Here is a 19239-nt window from a genome sequence, read left to right on the forward strand (position 1 = left end):
TCCGGGGTTGCTTTGCTTTTCTTTTGCCGTCCGGGAACATGGTCGCGGCCGCGTCCGTTTGACCGGACGGACCGTGACAGCGACAGAAGAGGTGGCACCAAGTGGCGATGTTCGACCGGCTCAAGGAACAGGCCAGGGCCCTCCAGCAGTCCCAGGGCGCACGGACGGGGAGCGGACAGCAGCACGGGCACGGCTCCTCCTCCTCGGGCGGTGGCTCCAAGGCCCAGCTGATGGGGCTGTTCAAGTCCCAGCTCGCGTCGGCCAAGGCGGAGCTCAAGAGCGGCGCCTACCGGGACGCCAGCATGGCGATGTGCGCGCTGGTCGCCGCGGCCGACGGACGCGTCGACCCGGCCGAGCGGCAGCGCGTGGAGGAACTGATCGTCTCCAACGAGGTGTTGCAGAACTTCCCGGCGGACCAGCTCCGCAAGCGGTTCAACGAGCACGTGGACCGGCTCACGGCCAACTTCGAGCTGGGCAAGGCCCGGGCGCTGGAGGACATCGCCAAGGCGGCGAAGAAGCCGGCCGAGGCCCGGGCCGTCGTCCAGACCGGCATGGTCGTCGCCGGGGCCGACGGCAGCTTCGAGCCGGCCGAGCAGTACGCCGTGCGCGACGCCTGCTCGGCCCTCGGCCTGTCACCTGCGGAGTTCGGTATCTGACGGCGGCTCGGGCAGACCGGCGCCCGGCGCCGGGGCGACGGTGTGACCGAGCAGGTGCAGCGGTGCCGCCGTGACCCCGGCCTCCTCCGTGGCGTCCCAGTGGGCCCGTGCCACCGCCGCGTCCACCAGGCCGTGCACCAGCGGCAGCCGGTCGTCCGAGGCGCGCAGCAGGGACTCGGTGCGGCAGGAGGCCAGGGTTCCCTCGATCCAGGGCTGGGCGAGGTAGCCGGCCGCCGCCGCGGCCGGGAGGTCGTCGGCGACCTCCCGGCCGGTGCTGCCGACGTGCAGCAGCCCGCCGCCCACGACCAGGACGTCGCCCCGTTCCCGCATACGGGCCAGGGCCCGTCCGGTGTCGAAGCAGTGCGGGAAGGAATCGTCGACCACGACGGCACCGGGCCGGAGCCGGTCGACGTCGAGCACCGCCGTCGCTCCGCTCACCGCTGTCACCAGCAGATCCGCGGCGTGCACGGCGTCCGGCAGCATCCTCTGTGCCTCGACGGCCTCCACCTCGCCGGCCAGCCCGCGCTCCCGCAGCCGCCGACCGAGCTCCCGCAGCCGTGGCCCGCTGCCGCGCACGTCGCACAGCAGCAGACGCCGGGGCGGGCGGGCGGCCAGTGACAGCAGCAGTTCGAGCGAGGACGCGCCGATCGAACCCAGCCCGGCGAACGCCACGTCCAGGTCCGCGAGGTCCCGGCCGGTCGCGTCCAGCGCCGCGTGCACCGTCCTGACCACCGACACCACCGTCGCCGCGTGTCCCGTCGTCACCGCCGCCGGGTACCGCCGGTGCCGCAGCACGTCGAAGCCGTATCCGGTCAGCGACGGGATCATCCCGGCGAGGGACACACAGCGCGCGCCGAGGGAGGCGGCCAGCGACACCGCGCGAGCGGTGTGGTCCACCAGAGAGGCCCCCCGCCCGAGTTCGTCCGCGAACAGCGGCACGCACACGAAACCCGACCGGCCCAGCGGCGTGCGCACCGTCTCCAGCAGCCTCGGCCCGCCGCCGGGGAACAGCAGGGCGCGCACCTCGGCCCGGGGCAGCGCCGCCTCGGGCAGGCCGGCCAGCCGCGCGAGGTGCTCCGGCGCCGGCAGATAACCGACGAGAGCCGCGTCCATCGTCCCCCGCCGCTTCCCCGGCGGGGGCACCACGACCCGGCGGTTCCCGGCCGCCCGCACCAGACGGCCGCGCACCGAGCGGACGAAGCCGTCGAGCGCGTCCGGCGAGAACGCGGCGGCGCTGCCCCGTACCGTGACCCGCAGCCCGTCGCCGTCCGGCCGTACCGCCATGAACAGGTCCGTCGCCGACGACGGCGGCAGGAACATACTGTCCGCCGCCTCCCACTCCGCCCGCAGCACACCGTCGCCCCGCGGGGCCAGTGCGGCGAAGTCGAGGTGGGTGAAGAAGAACTGCGACGTCACGGGCAGACCGTCGGCGTGCCGGGGAACGACGTCCTCGTGGGCGCGCGCCTCCTCCGCCTCCGCCACGATCCGGCGCAGCGCGTCACCGAACTCCCCTTCCGTCAGGGGCGCGTCGGCCGCGCCGGCCGGCCGCACGGGTACGGCGCCGGCGAACGGCCCGAAGATCCGGTGCGCGTCGGGCAGCGCACCGTCCCGGCCGCTGACCGCCAGGCCCACGACCAGATCCGGCCGGCCCGTCACCGCCGTCAGCTCCTGGTAGTAGGCGGTCAGCAGCGGGGCGTACAGCGTGGTCCGCGCGGCCGAGGCGACCTCGCGCAGGGCGGCCGTCAGTGTCGCGTCGAGCGTGAACCCGGCCGACTCGAAACGGTGGTCGCCGCCCACGGCGGCGGTGCGCAGCACCGGCGGCCGGTACGGGGCGCTCAGCCGGCCGGCCCGGGCCCGGCGTTCCGCCGCGGCCGGTGCGCCGGCGCCGGACCCGGCCGCCACCAGAACGTGGTCGCGGAAGCCGGCCCGCGGCGCGGGCGGGCCGGGCACGGCGCCTCCCGCCAACCGGTCGTACACCTCGGTGAGTTCCCGTACCAGCAGGGCCGAGCTGTAGCCGTCGCCGATGAGATGGTGCGCGTGCACCAGCAGGACGTGTTCCCGCGGCGCCAGGGTGAGCACCCGCAGGCGTATCAACGGCCACGCCCAGGGTTCCAGGCGTCGCTCCGCCTCGGTCGCGGCCCGCTCGTCCACCTCGGCGGGCCCGGCGACCGTCTCGTAGTCGACCGGCAGCCGCAGCGACCGGGGCAGCTCCTGCTGAACGGGCGGCCGGGCACCGGCGGGAAAGACGGTGCGCAGCATGCCGTGGCGCTCCACCAGCACGTCCACCGCCCGCTGGAAGAGGTCCGGATCCAGCGGCCCGGACAGCCGGAGCCGCGCCAGCCACGTTCCGCCGCCCGGCGAGAGCGCCTCGGCGAGGAGGAACCCGCGCTGACCGGGAGTGACCGGGAACGGGCCGGGGTCCTGGTCACCGGCCGGGACGGGCGTGGAGTTCACGGCCCCGGAGTCCTCTTCCGTGGCGGAGTTCGCGGCCCCGGAGTTCCCTTCCGTGGCGGAGTTCGCGGCCACGGAGTCCCCTCCCGCGGCGGCGTCCACGGCCTCCGCCAGGGCGGCGAGGGTGCGGTGACGGTAGATCACGGTCGGCCGGGGCAGTGGCCCCGTCCGCTCCGCGAGCCGCGCGAACACCTGGAGGACGAGCAGCGAATCACCGCCCCGTTCGAAGAAGTCGTCCTCCCGGCACACGGCACTCACCCGCAGCACCTCGCACCAGATCGCCGCCAGCCGCCGCTCGGTCGCCGTGGCCGGGGGAGTCCTCCCGTCACCGGACGGCGTGCCCGGACCGGCGTCCGCCGCCGACAGCGCCGACCGGTCCACCTTGCCGGTTCCGGTCAGCGGCAGCGCGTCGACGCACGTGATCCGCGCCGGGACCATGTACGAGGGCAGCAGCCCGGCCACATGCCGGCGCACCTCACCGGCGACCGGCGGTTCGGCCCCCGTCCGGGGGGTGACGAAGGCGAGCAGCCGCCCCTCGTGCGCGAGCACCACGGCCCGCCCGACACCGGGACAGGTCTGCAGCGCCGCCTCCACCTCTCCCGGCTCCACCCGGTTCCCGCGGATCTTCACCTGGTCGTCGAGCCGCCCCAGGAACTCCAGGACGCCGTCCGCCGACCGGCGCACCCGGTCCCCGCTGCGGTACCAGCGCCGCCCCCCGCGCATCGTGAACGCCCGGGCGGTCAGCTCCGGTTCGTCCAGATAGCCGGAGGTCAGACCGGTGCCCGCGATGAGCAGCTCCCCGGCCTCACCCGGCCCGCACACGGCACCGCCGTCGTCGACCACCTCCAGCAGGGCACCGGCCGCGGGCCGCCCGATCGGCAGCCGCCGTGCCTCGTCGTCCGGGCGTGCCTCGATGATGTGACAGGTGGCGTTGACGGTCGCCTCGGTCGGCCCGTACAGATTCGCGATGCGCGTGCCGCTGCCGAACAGGTCGAACCAGCGCCGCACGTGCTCCACGGGCAGCGCCTCACCGCCGACGTGCACCCAGCGCAGCGCCGACAGGTCCACGGGCGCCACGCCCCGCGCCGCCCGTACCTCGGCGGCGGACAGCAGCTGCTCCCACAGCGTCGGAACGGAACTCCACACGGTCACCCGCGCCTGCTCCACGTGCGCCAGCAGCAGCTCGGGATCGCGCAGCAGGTGCCTGGGCACGGTCACCACGGTGCCGCCCGCCATCAGCGGCGCGAGCAACTGGCGCACCGAGGCGTCGAAACACGGCGACGCGGTCTGCGCGAGACGGTCGCCGGGGCCGTAGCCGAAGGTGCCGACGGCCCAGTCGAGGTAGTTCTCCATCGCCCGGTGGGTGACCGGCACCCCCTTCGGGCGCCCCGTCGACCCGGAGGTGAAGATGACGTACGCGACCGCCCCGGGATCCGGCGCGACGGCGACGGGGCGGCCGTCGTCGTCCGACGGGCCGTCGGCGGACGAGGGGTCGACCGCCACCGTCCGTACGCCGGTCAGGACCTGGGCGAGGCCCAGGGTGGGGGAGTGGCACACCACCGTGGAGGCACCCGTACGGGTCAGCTGATCGGCCAGCCGCGCCCGGGGGTGCTCCGGATCCAGCGGGACCCAGCCGGCCCCGGCCCGCAGGATGCCCACCACACCCACCACCGTGTCCGCGCCCTGTTCGGTGAGCAGCCCGACCAGGTCGCCGGGACGGACACCGTCGGCATGCAGCCGTGCCGCGAGAGCGGCGGAGGCGCGGTCGAGCGCCCCGTAGGTGAGGGACGCCTCCCCGGCGTCGACGGCGGTCGCGCCGGAGCGCGCACGGAACCGGTCGAGCAGCCGGGTGACCAGGGGAACGTGTCCGTCTGGCCGGGGGGACGGCACCGGTGCGGCGGGAGTGCGCGAGGCGGCCGCCAGCTCCCCGCGGAACTCCCGGTCCAGACGGGCCACGGTGGCCCGCTCGAACAGCGGCGCCGGGAAGTTCCACGACACGCGCAGCACCGGACCGTCCGCCCAGCAGAGCAGGGACAGCCGGGTCGTCGCCGACCCGGTGCCGGCCGCGGTCGCCTCCACCTCCACCGGGCAGCCGGGGGCCGCCGCGGCCGGGAACCGGGCGAAGCTGAAGCCCGCCGGGCTCACCGTGCGGGGTCCGGCACCGTCGCCGGGCAGCATGCCGGCCAGGTCCAGGCTGCTCACCCCGGCGTGCCGCTCGCTCTCCAGCCACCGGCGGCGCAGCCGCTCCGCCAGCGCCACGACCGGCTCCCCGTCGTCCACCTCGCACAGCAGCGGCAGGGTGTCGGCGAGCGGACCGACGAGCCGCTCCACCCCCTCGAAGCGGTCGTCGCGGCCCGCCCTGGCCACGTTCACGGCGACGTCCCGGCGCCCCGTCCACCGGGCGAGGCAGCGCACGTACGCGGCGAGGAGCAGGTGGAACAGGGACACACCGTGCGCGGCGGCGAGCCGTTCGAGACCGGCACTCGACTCCGCGTCGAACGCGCCGTGGTGCTGCACGATCGGGCCGGTCGCGGGTGCGTCGGGATCACCGTCGTAGGGCAGTCGCAGGGGCGCGCCGCGCGCGGCGAGACGCTCCGCCCAGTAGTGCCGGACGGCGTCCGGCACACCGGAGTGCCGGACGCTCGCCGCGTACCGCGCGAAGTCCGGCGCCGGCGGCACCGGCCGCGGTGCGGGCTCCCCGTGCCACAGCGCGGTGTACGAGGCCCACAGTTCCTCGGCGAGGACGTTGAGGCTGTACCCGTCGGCGGCCGCGTGGTGCACGACCAGCAGCAGATGCGCGAGTTCCGGCTCCTGGCGGAGCAGTACGGCACGCACCGGCGGGCCCGCCGTCAGGTCGAAGGGCCGGTTGCACACGGCGGACTCGACGTCGGCCACGTCCTCGGCGGCGCAGTCGAGCACCTCGTACCAGTCCGCCACCGGAACCGGCGCCGCCACCCGCTGCGCCGGCCGTACGCCCGAGGCGTCCACCCGCAGCCGCAGCATGCCGTGCCGCTCCGCCAGGTGCGCCAGCGCCCGGCCGAGGAGGCCGGTGTCGAGCGGGCCGCGGACCGTCAGCCGCAGATGACCGCGCGCCGGGACGTCCGGGTGGAGCAGGCTGCTGGTGTGCAGCGCGAGCTGGACGGGCGTCAGCGCGAAGGGCTCGCCGTCCGGGCGGTCCGGGGCCCGGCCGTCGAGGTGGGCGGCGAGTTCGCGCACCGTCCGGTGCTCGAAGAAGAGCGTGGTGGGCAGGGACCGCCCCAGCTCCCGCTCCAGCCGCTTGACGAGGTCGACGGCGCCCAGCGAGTCCAGGCCGAGGGTCAGGAACGGCGTGTCGTCGTCGACCGCCGTCGGCGGGACCTCGAGGGACCGCGCCAGCAGCTCCCGCAGCACGGCGGCCGTACCGGAGGAGGCCGGGGTCCGCCCGCCCGCCCCGTCGGCCGTGGGCGGCGGCACCGGCACGGCGGGAGGCGCCACGGGCGTCAGATCGGCGAGCACCAGCTGCGCCACGTCCGTGCCGCAGGCCGACCGCAGGGCCGCCAGTGCGGGCGCCGTCGCCAGCGGCCGGCCCGCGGCGGTCGTGAGACCGCCGGCGCCCCCGGCGGCGAGGCCCGTCTCGCCGAACGGACCGAGGTTCACCGACAGCCACGGGCGGCCCGCCCGCCGCTCGGCGCCGGCGAAGGAGTCGAGGAAGGCGTTCGCCGCCGCGTACGCGCCCAGGGCGCCGGCCAGGCCGGGCAGCACCGACGACACCGACGAGAACGCGACGCACACCCCGGGGCGCTGCCCGTGCCGGTCCAGCGCCTCGGCCAGCAGGACGGTGCCGAGTGTCTTCGCGCCCAGCGCGTCGACCGTCTCCCGCACGTCCGTGCCGCGCAGACTGCCGGGCCGGGCGACTCCGGCCGCGTGGAAGACGGCGTCCAGCGGAGGCAGCCCGGCGACGAGCCGTTCGACGTCGTCGGGGACGGTGAGGTCGGCCCTGACGTAGCGGGCGTCGGCGCCGAGCGCGGTGAGTTCTTCCAGCAGGCCCTGGGGCGGGTGGGGGGAGCGTCCTGCCAGTACGAGGACGGGGCGGGCCCGGTCCGCGAGGTGCCGGGCCAGTGCGGAGCCGATGCCTCCGGCGCCGCCCGTGATGAGGTAGGTGCCGTTGACGGGCAACGGGGCCGTACGGGCCGTGTGTTCCCCGGTGCGCGGCACGACGGCCCGCACCGAGCGCTGCCCGGCCCGCCAGGCGACGGCTCCCTCCGCCTGCGGCGCCGACGCCTCGGCGAGCAGCGCCCGCAGGTGCTGTTCCTCGTCGTCGAGGGAGGAGAGGTCGATCCAGTTCGCGATCACCCCCGTGGATTCCTGGGGCACGGCCAGGGCGAGCCCGCCGAGGATCGCCTGGGCGGGGTCCGGGTCCTCCGGGCCGTGACCCGTGACGTGTGCGTCCCGGGTCACCACCAGCAGGCGGCGGGCGCCGGTTCGGTCGAGCAGCGCGAGTGCTTCACGTAGCGCCGTGACCGCCTTGTGCTGGTGCCGGGTCAGGTCCGCCGCCGTTCGCGGTCGGGCCGTTTCGGCGAGCAGGACCACGGTGTCCGGGGTCTCGGCGTCATCCGCTCCTCGGGCGGCGAGTCGGTCCGCCAGTCGGCGTACCGCTGCCGGATCCGCACCGGTCACCATGACGGCGGGGTGCCTCGGGGCGGGCCGGGGGTCAGGGGGCGCTGCTCGGCGCTTGCGAGGCGCGGTCGCGCCCACCCCTGCCACCCCAGCGGCACGACTGCCCGCGGTGGGCGTGCTGTTCCACACGACGTCGTACAGCAAGCCCTGCATTGAGGGCCCGGGCCAGTAGGCGCGTCGCCGGTACGGGTACGGCGGGAGCGGGACCCGTCGGTGCCCCGCGTCGAGTGCCGTGCGGTCCACCGGTACGCCCCGGGTCCACAGTCGCGCCACGGTCTCCAGCAACTCCCGTGCCCCGCCCGCCGCTCCGACCGCGGACATCACGAAGACATCGCCGTCCGCCGCGACCGTCCGGGTCGGACCGAGGTCCACGAACGTGTCGTAGCCCTCCTCCACCAGACGTGCCACCGCCCGGCCGAACCGCACCGGGCGCAGGGCGTGTTCGCGCAGGTGGTCCGGGGTCATCGGGGGCTGCCACGCGGCGGTGAGCGTGCTCATCACCGGCGTCGTGGGCGCCGTCGGCGTCAGCCCGCGCGCCGCGTCCGCCAGGGCCTGGGCGACCGGCTCCATCAGCGGGGAGTGGAAGGCGCGCGACACCCGCAACGGACGTACGACCGCGCCCTGTTCGGTGAGCCGCCGCGACGCCTCGCGGACCGCGCCGGGGACGCCGGAGATCACCAGCCGCCCCGGCCCGTTGTACGCCGCGACCGCCAGCTCACCCCCGGAGGCGTCCACCAGGGCGGCCACCTCCCGCTCCCCGGCGCCCAGTACGGCCGCCATGGCGCCCGGTGCGGTCGACCCGCCCATGAGCCGGCCCCGTTCCGCCGCGAACGTGACCGCCTCGCGCAGGGACAGCGTCCCGCCCACGCAGGCGGCCGCGAGTTCGCCGACGCTGTGCCCGACGACCGCGTCGGGCCGTACGCCCCAGGCGGTCAACTGCCGGGCGAGGGCGACCCCGTGCGCGACCAGCAACGGCTGCGCCACCTCCGTCGTGGCCAGGTCGTCCTCGGTCACGTCCGTGTCGACGCACCAGTCCGTCAGCTCCCGCCCGCACACCCTTCCGACGACCGCCGACGCCTCGTCGAGCGTGGCGCGGTACGCCGGCGCCGTGGCGTACAGCGCCGCGCCCGGACCCGGCCGCAGGCCGCCCTGACCGGGCAGGACGAAGACGGTCCGGGGCCGGTGCGTCACCGTCCCGGTCACCGCGTCCTGCCCCGTGGCGAGCCGTTCCGGCAGGTCGCCGTCGGCGACGAGCGCGAGCCGGTGGGGCCGCTCGTCCCGCGCCGCACCGGCCGTCGCGCAGACGTCGGCCTCGTCGAGCTCCGGATGCGCGCGCAGATGCTCCGCGAGCCGCGACGCCCACGCCTCCAGCCCTTGCGCGCTGCCCGCCGAAAGAGTCAGCAGACGAGGGACGTCGCCCGCCCGGCGCGCGGGGCGCACCGGCGCGGGCGGGGCCTCCTCCAGGACGGCGTGCGCGTTGGTGCCGCCGAAACCGAAGGCGTTGACGCCCGCCCTGCGGGGCCCGTCCGACACCCAGTCGGTCTCCCCGGTGACGAGGGCGAACCCGGACCGTTCCAGCGCGGGGGAGGGCGGGGTGTGGTGCAGCGAGGCGGGCAGCCGGCCGTGGCCGAGGGCCAGGACGACCTTCACCAGCGAGGGCAGCGCCGCCGCGTTCAGCAGATGCCCGATGTTGGTCTTCACCGAGCCGAGCAGCCGGGGCCGGCCGTCCGGGCGGGGCGGGAAGGCGTGGGCCAGGGACCGCAGTTCGACCGGGTCGCCGACGGCCGTGCCCGTGCCGTGCGCCTCGACGTAGGTCACCGACGCCGGGTCGACGCCGCAGTCCTCGTACGCCCGGGTGATCACCTCCCGCTGGCGCAGCGGATTGGGCGCCATCAGGCTCAGCGACGTGCCGTCGTTGTTGACGGCGGTGCCGCGGACGACGGCGAGCACCGTGTCACCGTCACGGTGGGCCTCCGCCAGGCGTCGTACGACGAGCGCCGCCCCGCCCTCGCCCGGTACGAACCCGTCGGCCGCCGAGCCGAAGGCGCGGCCGCGCCCGGTCGGCGACAGGGCCTGCGCCGCTTCCAGGGAGCGGTGCGCGGCCGGGGTCAGGTGCAGGTTGACGCCGCCGACGACCGCGAGGTCGCACTCGCCGTCCGCGAGGCTGCGCCGGGCCAGGTGCAGGGCCACCAGGCCCGAGGAGCAGGCGGTGTCCACGGCCAGTGCCGGGCCGTCCAGGTCGAGGCAGTGCGCCACGCGGGCGGCGACGAGGTTCGGGAGGTTGCCGGTCAGGGTGGCCCCGTCCGGCGGCGCACCGCCGGGGGCGGCCTCGGCGAGGACCTGCCGGTAGCCGCTGTCGCCGACGGCGGCGAAGACGCCGATCCGCAGGCCGCGGCGGCGCGGCCCGGCGTATCCGGCGCGTTCCAGCGCCTCGTGGGCGAGTTCGAGGAAGATCCGCGCCTGCGGGTCGAGCGCGCGCGCCTCCTCGGTGCCGATCCCGAAGTGCCCGGCGTCGAAGGCGGCGGGGTCGTCCAGGAAGGCACCCCACCGCCCTTCCTCCTCCGCCGCCCCGGCCGTGCCCCAGCGGCCCGCGGGCACCTCCGTCACGGCGTCGCGGCCGGCGGTGAGCAGCTCCCAGAACTCCTCCGGCGCATCCGCGCCGGGGAACCGGCAGGCCAGCCCCACCACGGCGGTCCCCGGGCCCCGGGACGACGTACCGACTCCGGTCTCCCGCCGCCCGGAATCCTGTCGCCCCGCCGCGTCCAGGAGGTGGTCGGTGAGGGCGGCCACCGTGTCGTTACGCATCACGGCCGGCCCGAGCGTCATGTCCAGTGCCCGTTCCAGCTCGGCGAGCGCCTCCATCGCCTTGAGCGAGCCGCCGCCCAGCTCGGCGAACCGGTCCCGGTCCCCGAACGACGGCTCCGGTATGCCCAGCACCCTCGCCCAGACCTCCCGCACCACGCGCCGCATCTGAGCGCGGGAGCGGGGCGCCGGCGCCGGGCCGCCGGACGGCCGCAGCGGCTCCCGGCCCGCCGGGACCGTCCCGGAGGCGGCCGTGGGCCGGTACGCCCCCTCCTCGAACCGCGACCGCATCCGCCGCCTCCGCACCTTGCCGCTGGTCGTGCGCGGGAAGGAGGACGGCGGCAGCGCGAACACCCGCACGTCGTCGTGGCCCAGCACCGCCCGCACCCGCCCCGCGACCCGGTCCAGCACCCCGGCCGCCGAACGCGGCGGCCGGGCCCAGGCCACGAACACCACCACCCGCTCCCCGCCGGTCACCGGGTCGGTCGACCCGACCACCACCGTCGTCCCCGGCGGCACACCGGGTGTGGCCGCCGCGACCTCCTCCATGTCCGGGGCGTGGAACGTACGGCCGTTGACGAAGAGCACGTCCTTGTGCCGGCCGCTGACACACAGCCGGCCGTCCCGCAGGAAACCGAGGTCACCGGTGCGCAGCCAGCCGTCGGCGAAGGCGGCCGACGTCGCCTCCGGCAGACCGTGATACCCGCGGGCCACCTGCGGACCGCGCACCTCGACGTGCCCCACCCGCCGGTCGCCCAGCGGACGGCCCCGGTCGTCGGTGACACGCACCGAGCAGCCCTGCACCGGCAGCCCCACGTCCATCAACTCCACCGCGTCGACGCCCGGTTCCCGCTCCACCGCCAGCCCGCGGCTGAGCGCGGCACGCTCCAGGGCGACGGGCACGGCCACCTCTCCCGGCGGCGGGAACGTGACGGCCAGGGTCGCCTCGGCCAGCCCGTACACGGGCGTCGCCGCCCGGGGGTCGAGCCCGGACGGCCGGGTCCGGGCGGTGAAGTCCCGCCACACCGCCGGCGAGATCGGCTCGGCGCCCACCAGGAGCAGCCGCACCGTGCTCAGATCGAGCCCGGCGAACACCTCCTCGGGGACCCGGCGGACGGTCAGCGCCAGGGCGAAGTTCGCGGCGGACAGCAGGGTGGCCCGGTGCGCGGCGGCCACCTCGAACCACAGCCGGGGGTTCTTCGCGAACGACAGCGGGGCGATCCGCACCTGCCTGGCCCGTGCGGCGAGCGGCGCCAGATGGGTGCCGATGAGCCCCATGTCGTGGAAGTACGGCATCCAGCTCACCACCACGTCCCGGTCGGTGAGCGCGGCGGCCCCGGTCAGCTGGCGCAGGTTGGCCAGCACGGCGGCGTGGGTCAGCTCCACGCCCTTGGGCGCCCCGGTGCTGCCGGAGGAGAACTGCAGGAACGCCAGGTCGTCCGGGGCGGCGGTGGCGGGCGACCCGACGGCGCGGGACGTCCGCAGCTCCTCCAGCCGCAGGACCCGGGCATCGTCCGGGAGTTGGCCGGCCACGTCCGCGCAGGCCTCGTCCACCGCGACCGGGGGGCGCCCGAGGTGCTCCCACACGGGACGGACCCGCCGCACGTCGGGTGCCAGCGGCACCGGCACCAGACCGGCCGCGAGCGCGCCCCAGAACAGGGGCTGGAAGTCCTCACCGCGGTCCGCGACCACCGGCACGCAGGTGTTCGGCGCGACTCCCGCGTCACGGTAACCGCCCGCGACCCGCAGGGAGTCCTCCAGCAGCCGCCGGAAGGTGATGGGCGTTTCCGCGCCGTCCCCCCGGACATGGACGATCACCTGGTCGGGGGCACGGCGGGCGGCGTCCAGCAGGACGTCCAGCAGCGTTACGGCGTTCATGGGTCCGTTCGTTCGTGCGCGGGCGGCCGGTCGGCGGCGATGACCGACCCCATTGTCAGTGGCTGCGCCTACGGTTCGATCAGTAGGACCCGGCGGAACGGCCGCGGGTTCCGTCTGGGGAGGGGTGTGCCATGTCCGCTGGTTCCACGGCGTCGACGACGTATCTGGAGCTGTCGCAGGAGGACGGCGCCGCGCACAAGTTCTACGAAGTGACGGTCGACGGCCAGACGGTGACGGTGCGCTACGGAAGGATCGGCGCGGCGGGGCAGACCCAGACGACGACGTTCCCCACGGTCGCGAAGGCGCAGGCCGCCGCGGCGAAGAAGGTGGGGGAGAAGGTCCGCAAGGGCTACGAGCCGGCGGTGCGGGGGCAGCGGGCCCCGCGCGCGGTGACCCGCCGTCAGGTGGCCTCGGCCCCGTCCACCGCGCGTGCCGTGGCCCCCGTGCTGTGGCGGTTCGGCACCGGCTCCTCGGCGTTCGGCATCCACGTCGACGACGACCGCTGCTGGGTCGGCAACCAGTCCGGTGACGTCTTCACCCTGGACCACGAGGGCGAGGTGCTGGCCCGCTTCAGCCTGCCGGACGGGGTGAAGTGCCTGGTCGCGGACGACTTCTGGATCTACGCGGGCTGTGACGACGGCCGGGTCTACGACCTCTCCTCGAAGCTGCCGTTCGCCGCCTACGACATCGCCGCGGACGTCGACATCTTCTGGCTGGACATCCACGAGGGCGTGCTGAACGTCTCGGACCGCGACGGCCGTCTCACCGTCATCGACCACGAGGACGAGCACCAGTGGACCCGCCGCAGCCAGGGCGAGCACGCCTGGATGGTCCGCGCCGACGACCGGGCCGTCTACCACGGTCACCACAGAGGCGTCACGGCCTACGCGCCCGACGGCGGCGGCGAGCTGTGGCACACCCCCACCCGCGGCGGGGTGCTGTTCGGCTGGCAGGAGGACGACACCGTCTACGCCGGCACGGCACACCGCGTGGTGCAGCGGCTGTCGAAGGCGACCGGCGCCATCGAGGCCACCTACGCCTGTGACAGCGCCGTGTACTCCTGCGCCACCTCCCCGGGCGGACGGTTCGTCTTCGCCGGTGACGCCGCGTCGTCCGTCTACTGCTTCGACCGGGACGGCACGCGCCTGTGGAAGCTCGGCACGGGAGGCGGATCGGCGCTGTCCATGCAGTACCGGAACGAGCGGCTCTACCTGGTGACCACGGACGGTTCCCTGGTGTGCGTGGACGCGAGCGAGGCCGCCGTCTCCGCGGCGCAGCAGGGCACGGTGCCGGTCGCGCGGGACGTCAAGCTCGCCGCGGCCCTGCCGACCTACGCGCCGGCCACGGCCGCGACCGCGGTGGCGACCGTCGCCCAGGCCCCCACCGGTGCCGTTGTCGTCGAATGCGTCCAGAACAACGGCCGGCTGCGCGTCCACGTCGTCTCCGACGGCTACGACGGGTCCTGGAACGTGCAGTTCCCGCGGGCGATACGGGTGCCCGGCGCACGCTACGTCGTGGACGCGCTGCACCCGGCGGCCGGCGGCTTCTACCGGGTGCGCGGGGAGATCCGCCGGCTCCAGTGACCGCCGGCGGGCGCACTCGGCGAACCCGTGAGCCCTGTATGCGCCCCCGCATGGGTACGGACAATGCAGTGCTCGTGATCACCCCGTGAAACGCCGTGGTTTCCCGGCCCCGTTCAGGAAAGCAGGTCGACCGTCGTGCTGTTGCGTCTTCCCACATCCCTGTCCGAAGCCCAGCGGTATCTGGCCGAAGGAGCGGTGCCCGTCGGCGGAGCCACCCTCGTATGGGCCCTCTGGCAACGCGACGGCTTCCCCGAGCAGGCCATGTCCCTGCGCAAGCTCCCCCAGGCCACCCTCGTAGAACGCGAGGCGCTGGGCGCCGCCGTCCTGCTGCACCAGGTGGACGACCGGGTGCCGGACGTGCTGCGCCGAGCGGCCTCCACCGTGGGCACCGGCGCCGTACGCCGGACGGCCACCGTCGGCGGCAACATCGTGGGCAGCACCCTGCGCTGTCTGCTGCCCGCGGCGCTGGTCCTGGACGCGCGGGCGACCGTACTGGACCGGGACGGCACCTACGAGACCGACCTGGCCGAAGTGGTGGCCAAGCGCCCTCTGCTGCTCGGTATCCGCTGGCGCGACCCCGTGGCCAGCGGATACCACAAGGCGGACGGTGAGGCGGGCGGGCCGCCGCCCCTCGTCGTCGCCACCGCCGTGCACACCGACGGCGACGGCGCCCACCGCCTCTTCGTCGCCGTCCGGGACGGCTACGAGGTGGTCAGCGGGACCACGCCCTGCGACACCGGAGCCGAGGAGGTGCTGCGGGCCCTGGACCGTACGGACCTGGGATCACTGCCCGCCGAGGCGCGGGACGAGGTGCGCCGTGAGGTGACCGCGCTCCTGGACCGCACCACCGGCCGCTGACGCCGGCGAGGAGCAGGACGCACAGGGCGGCGGCCCTTCCGGAGGGGCGACGGGACCCGGTGCGGTCCGGCTGACCGCGATGGCCGGGCGCACCGGCCCGCGGGCGTCGGCATGAATCCCGTCCCTCACCTTCGCGGGTGGCGCTTCCGCCCGCAGGGCAGACCGTACGACCGGCCCCGGACGACCCGATATGAACTGAAATACGATGAGTGGGAGGCTTTTGGTGCCGGGGCACCGAGAGGCGTGTCCCCACGAGAGTGGACAGGTGGGCCGACACATGTCCGAGGATCGCAAGTCGCCGAGGCCGTCACGGGGCCGCAGGGCCGGCCGTCACCGGGGGAGCGGGCACCACGGCTGGTCCCCGGACGTCGACGAGACACGGCAGGAGGAGAACCCGAGCGCCCGCCGCTCCTTCCACGCGGAGGAGTACGTGCCGTCGCGCGGAGCGGGCCGCAAGCACGTCGAGGAGGAGCGCACCTCCGTCCCGGGGGACGTCGTGCGCGGCGACGCGCGGTGGGGTGAGGAGTACGCGGACCGGGGTGAGGCGGGCAAGCGGGGCACGGGCCGCCGGGGCCGCTCCGCACGCCCCGGCGGCACCGGGGACGAGGCCGCCTTCACCGGGGTCGACCCCGGTGACTCCGGCACCGGACGCCGGCCGGGCTGACGAGCGGGCGTCCGGGTCCGGTCCGGACGCCCGCCCGGATCAGTCGACGGGCCAGGTGTGAACCGGGGCGTTGAGGTGCATGTAGTCGATGTACTGCTGCGTCATGCGCCGCAGCGCCTCGTGCCGGCCGCAGTGCGCCGAGGCCTCGATGTGGTGGAACATCTCCTTCTGCCACACCGCCCCGTTGCGGCCGGTGACACAGCGCTGCTCGATGACGCCGAGCAGCGGCTCCCGCCAGGCGTCGTCCATGCCGGAGCGCTCAAGCCCGCGGTGCGCCAGCGGCAGCAGCCGCCGCAGGACCAGTTCGGAGGCGGGCACCTCGCCCATCCCGGGCCAGTACAGCCGGGCGTCGATGCCGTACCGCGCCGCCGTCCGCAGATTGTCCTCGGCGGCGGAGAAGGACATCCGTGACCACACCGGGCGGTCCTCCTCCACCAGGGCGCGGGTCAGCCCGTAGTAGAAGGCGCCGTTGGCGAGGGTGTCGGCCACGGTCGGTCCCGCGGGCAGCACCCGGTTCTCCACCCGCACGTGCGGTCTGTCCTGGGCGACGGCGTAGACCGGGCGGTTCCAGCGGTAGATGGTGCCGTTGTGCAGGGTCAGCTCCCCGAGTTCGGGGATGTCGCCGCGCTCCAGCGTCTCCGCCGGGTTCTGTTCGTCGCACAGCGGGAGCAGAGCCGGGAAGTAGCGCAGGTTCTCCTCGAAGAGGTCGAAGACGCTGGTGATCCAGCGCTCCCCGAACCACACCCGGGGCCGCACCCCCTGCACCTTGATCTCCTGCGGGCGGGTGTCCGTGGCCTGCTCGAACAGCGGGATCCGGGTCTCGTGCCACAACTCCTTGCCGAACAGGAAAGGGGAGTTGGCGGCGAGCGCGACCTGGACGCCGGCGATCGCCTGCGCCGCGTTCCAGTAGCCGGCGAACTGCTCCGGGGACACCTGGAGGTGGAACTGCGTGCTGGTGCAGGCGGCCTCCGGGGTGATCGTGTCCGCGTAGGTGCGCAGCCGGTCGATGCCGGTCACCTCGATGTGCAGGTCCTCCCCGCGCGCGGCGAAGATCTGGTCGTTGAGCAGCCGGTAGCGCGGGTTCTCCGACAGCGCCCCCTCACCGACGTCCTCCTGGCGCAGGGTGGGGAGGATGCCCGTCATGATCAGACGGGTGCCGATCGACCCGGCGCGCCGCTCCGCGTGGTTCAGCGCGTCGCGGATCTCGGACTCCCAGGAGTCGGGGCCGCCCGCCGTGAGCCGTCGCGGCGGGATGTTGATCTCCAGGTTGAACCGGCCCAGCTCCGTGGCCCAGGCCGGGTCCGCGATCGCCTCCAGCACATCGGTGTTGCGCATCGCGGGCTCGGCCCGGTCGTCGACCAGGTTCAGCTCGATCTCCAGCCCCACCTGGGGCCGCTCGGCCTCGAAGCGCGACTCGCGCAGCATCTGCGCGAACGTCTCCAGGCACTCCTGCATCTTGATCCGGTAGCGGCGGCGGTCCTCGCGGGTGAAGGTGAGCGCCGGGACGTCCCGTCCCATCGGTCTCCCTCCAGGGCTCTCGTCCTCGGAACCTGTCCACCCCAGACTCGCACCAGCGGGCGAGTCCGACCACGCGAGTCCGACCACGCGAGTCCGGTCCGTGGCCCGAGCGGGGCCGGCGGAGGCCGCAGCGGTCCGAAGGGGCGCGGGACCGTGCCGACGCGCGGCTGCCGCCGTGCGGGCGCGGCCGGCCACGACGGCGCCGCGGACGGCCGACGGCACATCGCCGTCCCCGGCGGAGCGCCCGGGCGCGCTCGGCCAGGAAGGCGGTCGGGCTGCCGAGGAGCATGTGCCGCCCTGCTCGGCCGCGTCGCGTTCCTCCGCCGTGTCGCACGTCCGGCGGAGCGCGATCCGCGTCCGGCCGCCGTCCTCACCGGGTTCCACAGCCGTCACCGACGGCTCGGGCCTCCCGGGCGTACCGGCCGGCAGTGGTCCACGCCCGCCGCCCCCGGTCCACAGGGGCGTCCGGCGTGCGGGTCGGACCGTACGAGAAGCCGCTGTCGGTGGTGGTCCGCCCGGCGCTCATGATGCCGTCCCTTCCGCCCCGCGTCTCGGTGGGCGGGCCTTGCGCAGGTGCGGACGTGCGGGGGCGTGCGAAGTCACCGGCCGTCGGAAGGTGTTTTTCGTTGACAACAATCCGTTCATCCTGTGATGCTCGTTCCATGCAGCCGACCACCCCCGCACAACCCGACGACCCCTTCGTCCCGCCGAGTCCCGACACGGCGCGCGTCCAACGGGTGCACGCCTCCCTGTTCCGCATCGCCGAGCGGCACGCGGCCACGGACGCGCAGCGCCGCCGCCAGATCCACCCCGGCGTGATCGGTCCGCACGAGGCGGTCCGGCTCGTGGCCTTCCTGCTCAGCGGCGCCGCGCTGCCCGAGGACGGTGAGCCCGAGGTGGACCACGCGGACATCACCGCCGCGCTGAGCCTCGTACCGCGTGCCCGCGCGGAGATGGACGAACTGGAGGCCGGACTCCTGGAGATGGCGCGCGGACGCGGCATGACCTGGCCGGAGATCGCCTTCGGCCTCGGCCTGGGCAGCCCGCAGGCCGCCCGGCAGCGCTACGAACGCCTGGCCGGCCGCACCGACACGGGCGACCGGTAGCCGCCCGGTCAGCCGTCGCGGGCCGGCTCGCCCACGGCCCGGGCGGCCCGCCGCCAGGCGTCACTCACCGCCCGGTGCGCCGCCGCCGTCCCGGCCGCCGTGCCGGGCGGCAGGTGCACGGGACGCCCGATGTGGACATGGAGACGCGGACGGCGCACCGGGGCGGTGAGCACACCGGCCAGTTGCTTCGCGACCGGCCCGGAGGCCAGCCGCCGGGCCCCCACCTGGCCCACGGGGACGACCGGCGCGCCGGTCGCGGCCGACAGCCGCGCCAGACCCGTACGGAACGGCCGGGGCGCGGCGCACCCCGCGTCCCGGCGCGACGGCAGGCCCCCTTCCGCGTAGACGAGCACATGGCGTCCCGACCGCACCGCCTCCGCCGCGGCCTGAAGCGCGTCCGCCGCGCGGGCCGACCCCCGGTGCACGGGAACGTGTCCGCCCTTCGACAGGGCGCGCCCCAGCACCGGCACCCGCCACAGCCCCGCCGTCGCCAGGACGACCGGTGTCACGCCCACCCCGCGCAGGGCGGCCAGCACGAGCGCCGGATCGGCCATCGAGTCGTGGTTGGCGACGAAGACACTGCCCGCGGGGAACGGCCCGTCGGTCTCACGGGTGACGGTGAGCCGCCCGAACAACGGCAGCAGGACGGCGGCGGCACGGCTGAGCAAGGGACGTCCTTCCGGCAGACGGGGTTCCTGCCGGTCAGCTTCGGGCACGACGGACTCCCCGCGCCTGAGTACGCGTACTCGGACCGGCGGCACCCCCTACTCGGTCCGCGGCCGGGAACCAGGGCTGAATCACCCCCGGGCGCCCTGGGTACCCGCCCCGTCCCCGCGCGGACACGCCGCGCCGCTCCACCACGGGAGGCTGCCATGGCCGACCTCAGCCCGATCGACCTGCAGAAGGCCCTCAAGGGCGCCGAATACCCCGCCGGCCAGGACGACCTCGTCTCCGTGGCGAAGAGCAACGGCGCGGACGACACCCTCGTCAAGAAGCTGGGCCGGACCGGAACCAAGCGGTTCGACGGCCCCGACGAGGTGCAGAAGGCGGTCTTCGGCAACGCATAG

Annotated in this window: 9 protein-coding genes; 6 read left to right on the plus strand and 3 right to left on the minus strand. The window is 75.3% G+C overall.

The annotated features are described in order from the left end of the window. Positions 1–101 precede the first annotated feature (101 nt). Positions 102–656: a tellurite resistance TerB family protein gene (locus ACF1DX_RS25100; RefSeq protein WP_391793374.1), complete on the plus strand. Its 555-nt coding sequence runs from the start codon at positions 102–104 to the stop codon at positions 654–656. Here the strand turns inward: ACF1DX_RS25100 and ACF1DX_RS25105 are convergent. Continuing rightward, complete coding sequence (locus ACF1DX_RS25105; RefSeq protein WP_391793375.1) at positions 633–12443, minus strand: amino acid adenylation domain-containing protein; 11811 nt, start codon at positions 12441–12443, stop codon at positions 633–635. The two genes, ACF1DX_RS25100 and ACF1DX_RS25105, sit on opposite strands and share 24 nt — an antisense overlap. A 131-nt stretch (positions 12444–12574) precedes the next feature. Here ACF1DX_RS25105 and ACF1DX_RS25110 point away from each other — a divergent pair, with 131 nt between their 5' ends. The 3 genes from ACF1DX_RS25110 (at position 12575) to ACF1DX_RS25120 (ending at position 15548) form a co-directional block, all read left to right on the plus strand. After that, on the plus strand, positions 12575–14026 hold the full coding sequence (locus tag ACF1DX_RS25110; RefSeq protein WP_391793376.1) for a WGR domain-containing protein: 1452 nt from the start codon (positions 12575–12577) through the stop codon (positions 14024–14026). A 135-nt stretch (positions 14027–14161) separates the two neighbouring features. Then, on the plus strand, positions 14162–14884 hold the full coding sequence (locus ACF1DX_RS25115) for an FAD binding domain-containing protein (protein WP_391793377.1): 723 nt from the start codon (positions 14162–14164) through the stop codon (positions 14882–14884). A 277-nt stretch (positions 14885–15161) separates the two neighbouring features. Next, positions 15162–15548, plus strand: coding sequence for a hypothetical protein (locus tag ACF1DX_RS25120; protein ID WP_391793378.1), 387 nt, complete (start codon positions 15162–15164; stop codon positions 15546–15548). Between the two features lie 39 nt (positions 15549–15587). On the opposite strand, the gene ACF1DX_RS25125 is transcribed toward ACF1DX_RS25120, so the two are convergent. Further along, positions 15588–17066 (minus strand): glutamate-cysteine ligase family protein, encoded by a 1479-nt coding sequence (locus tag ACF1DX_RS25125; protein WP_391793379.1) that lies wholly within the window; start codon positions 17064–17066, stop codon positions 15588–15590. A 662-nt stretch (positions 17067–17728) separates the two neighbouring features. Between ACF1DX_RS25125 and ACF1DX_RS25130 the strand changes: the two genes are divergently transcribed. Beyond that, positions 17729–18172 (plus strand): DNA-binding protein, encoded by a 444-nt coding sequence (locus ACF1DX_RS25130; RefSeq protein WP_391793380.1) that lies wholly within the window; start codon positions 17729–17731, stop codon positions 18170–18172. Positions 18173–18180: 8 nt separating this feature from the next. Here ACF1DX_RS25130 and ACF1DX_RS25135 read toward each other — a convergent pair whose 3' ends face one another. Further along, positions 18181–18840 carry a lysophospholipid acyltransferase family protein gene (locus ACF1DX_RS25135; protein WP_391793381.1) on the minus strand — a complete coding sequence of 220 codons (660 nt, stop codon included), beginning with the start codon at positions 18838–18840 and terminating at the stop codon, positions 18181–18183. Between the two features lie 204 nt (positions 18841–19044). On the opposite strand from ACF1DX_RS25135, the gene ACF1DX_RS25140 reads away from it, so the two are divergent. Continuing rightward, a complete protein-coding gene (locus tag ACF1DX_RS25140) occupies positions 19045–19239 on the plus strand; it encodes a DUF2795 domain-containing protein (RefSeq protein WP_391793382.1) in 195 nt (64 codons plus the stop codon).

The sequence above is a fragment of the Streptomyces sp. NPDC014676 genome, assembly GCF_043084105.1.
Classification (GTDB): domain Bacteria; phylum Actinomycetota; class Actinomycetes; order Streptomycetales; family Streptomycetaceae; genus Streptomyces.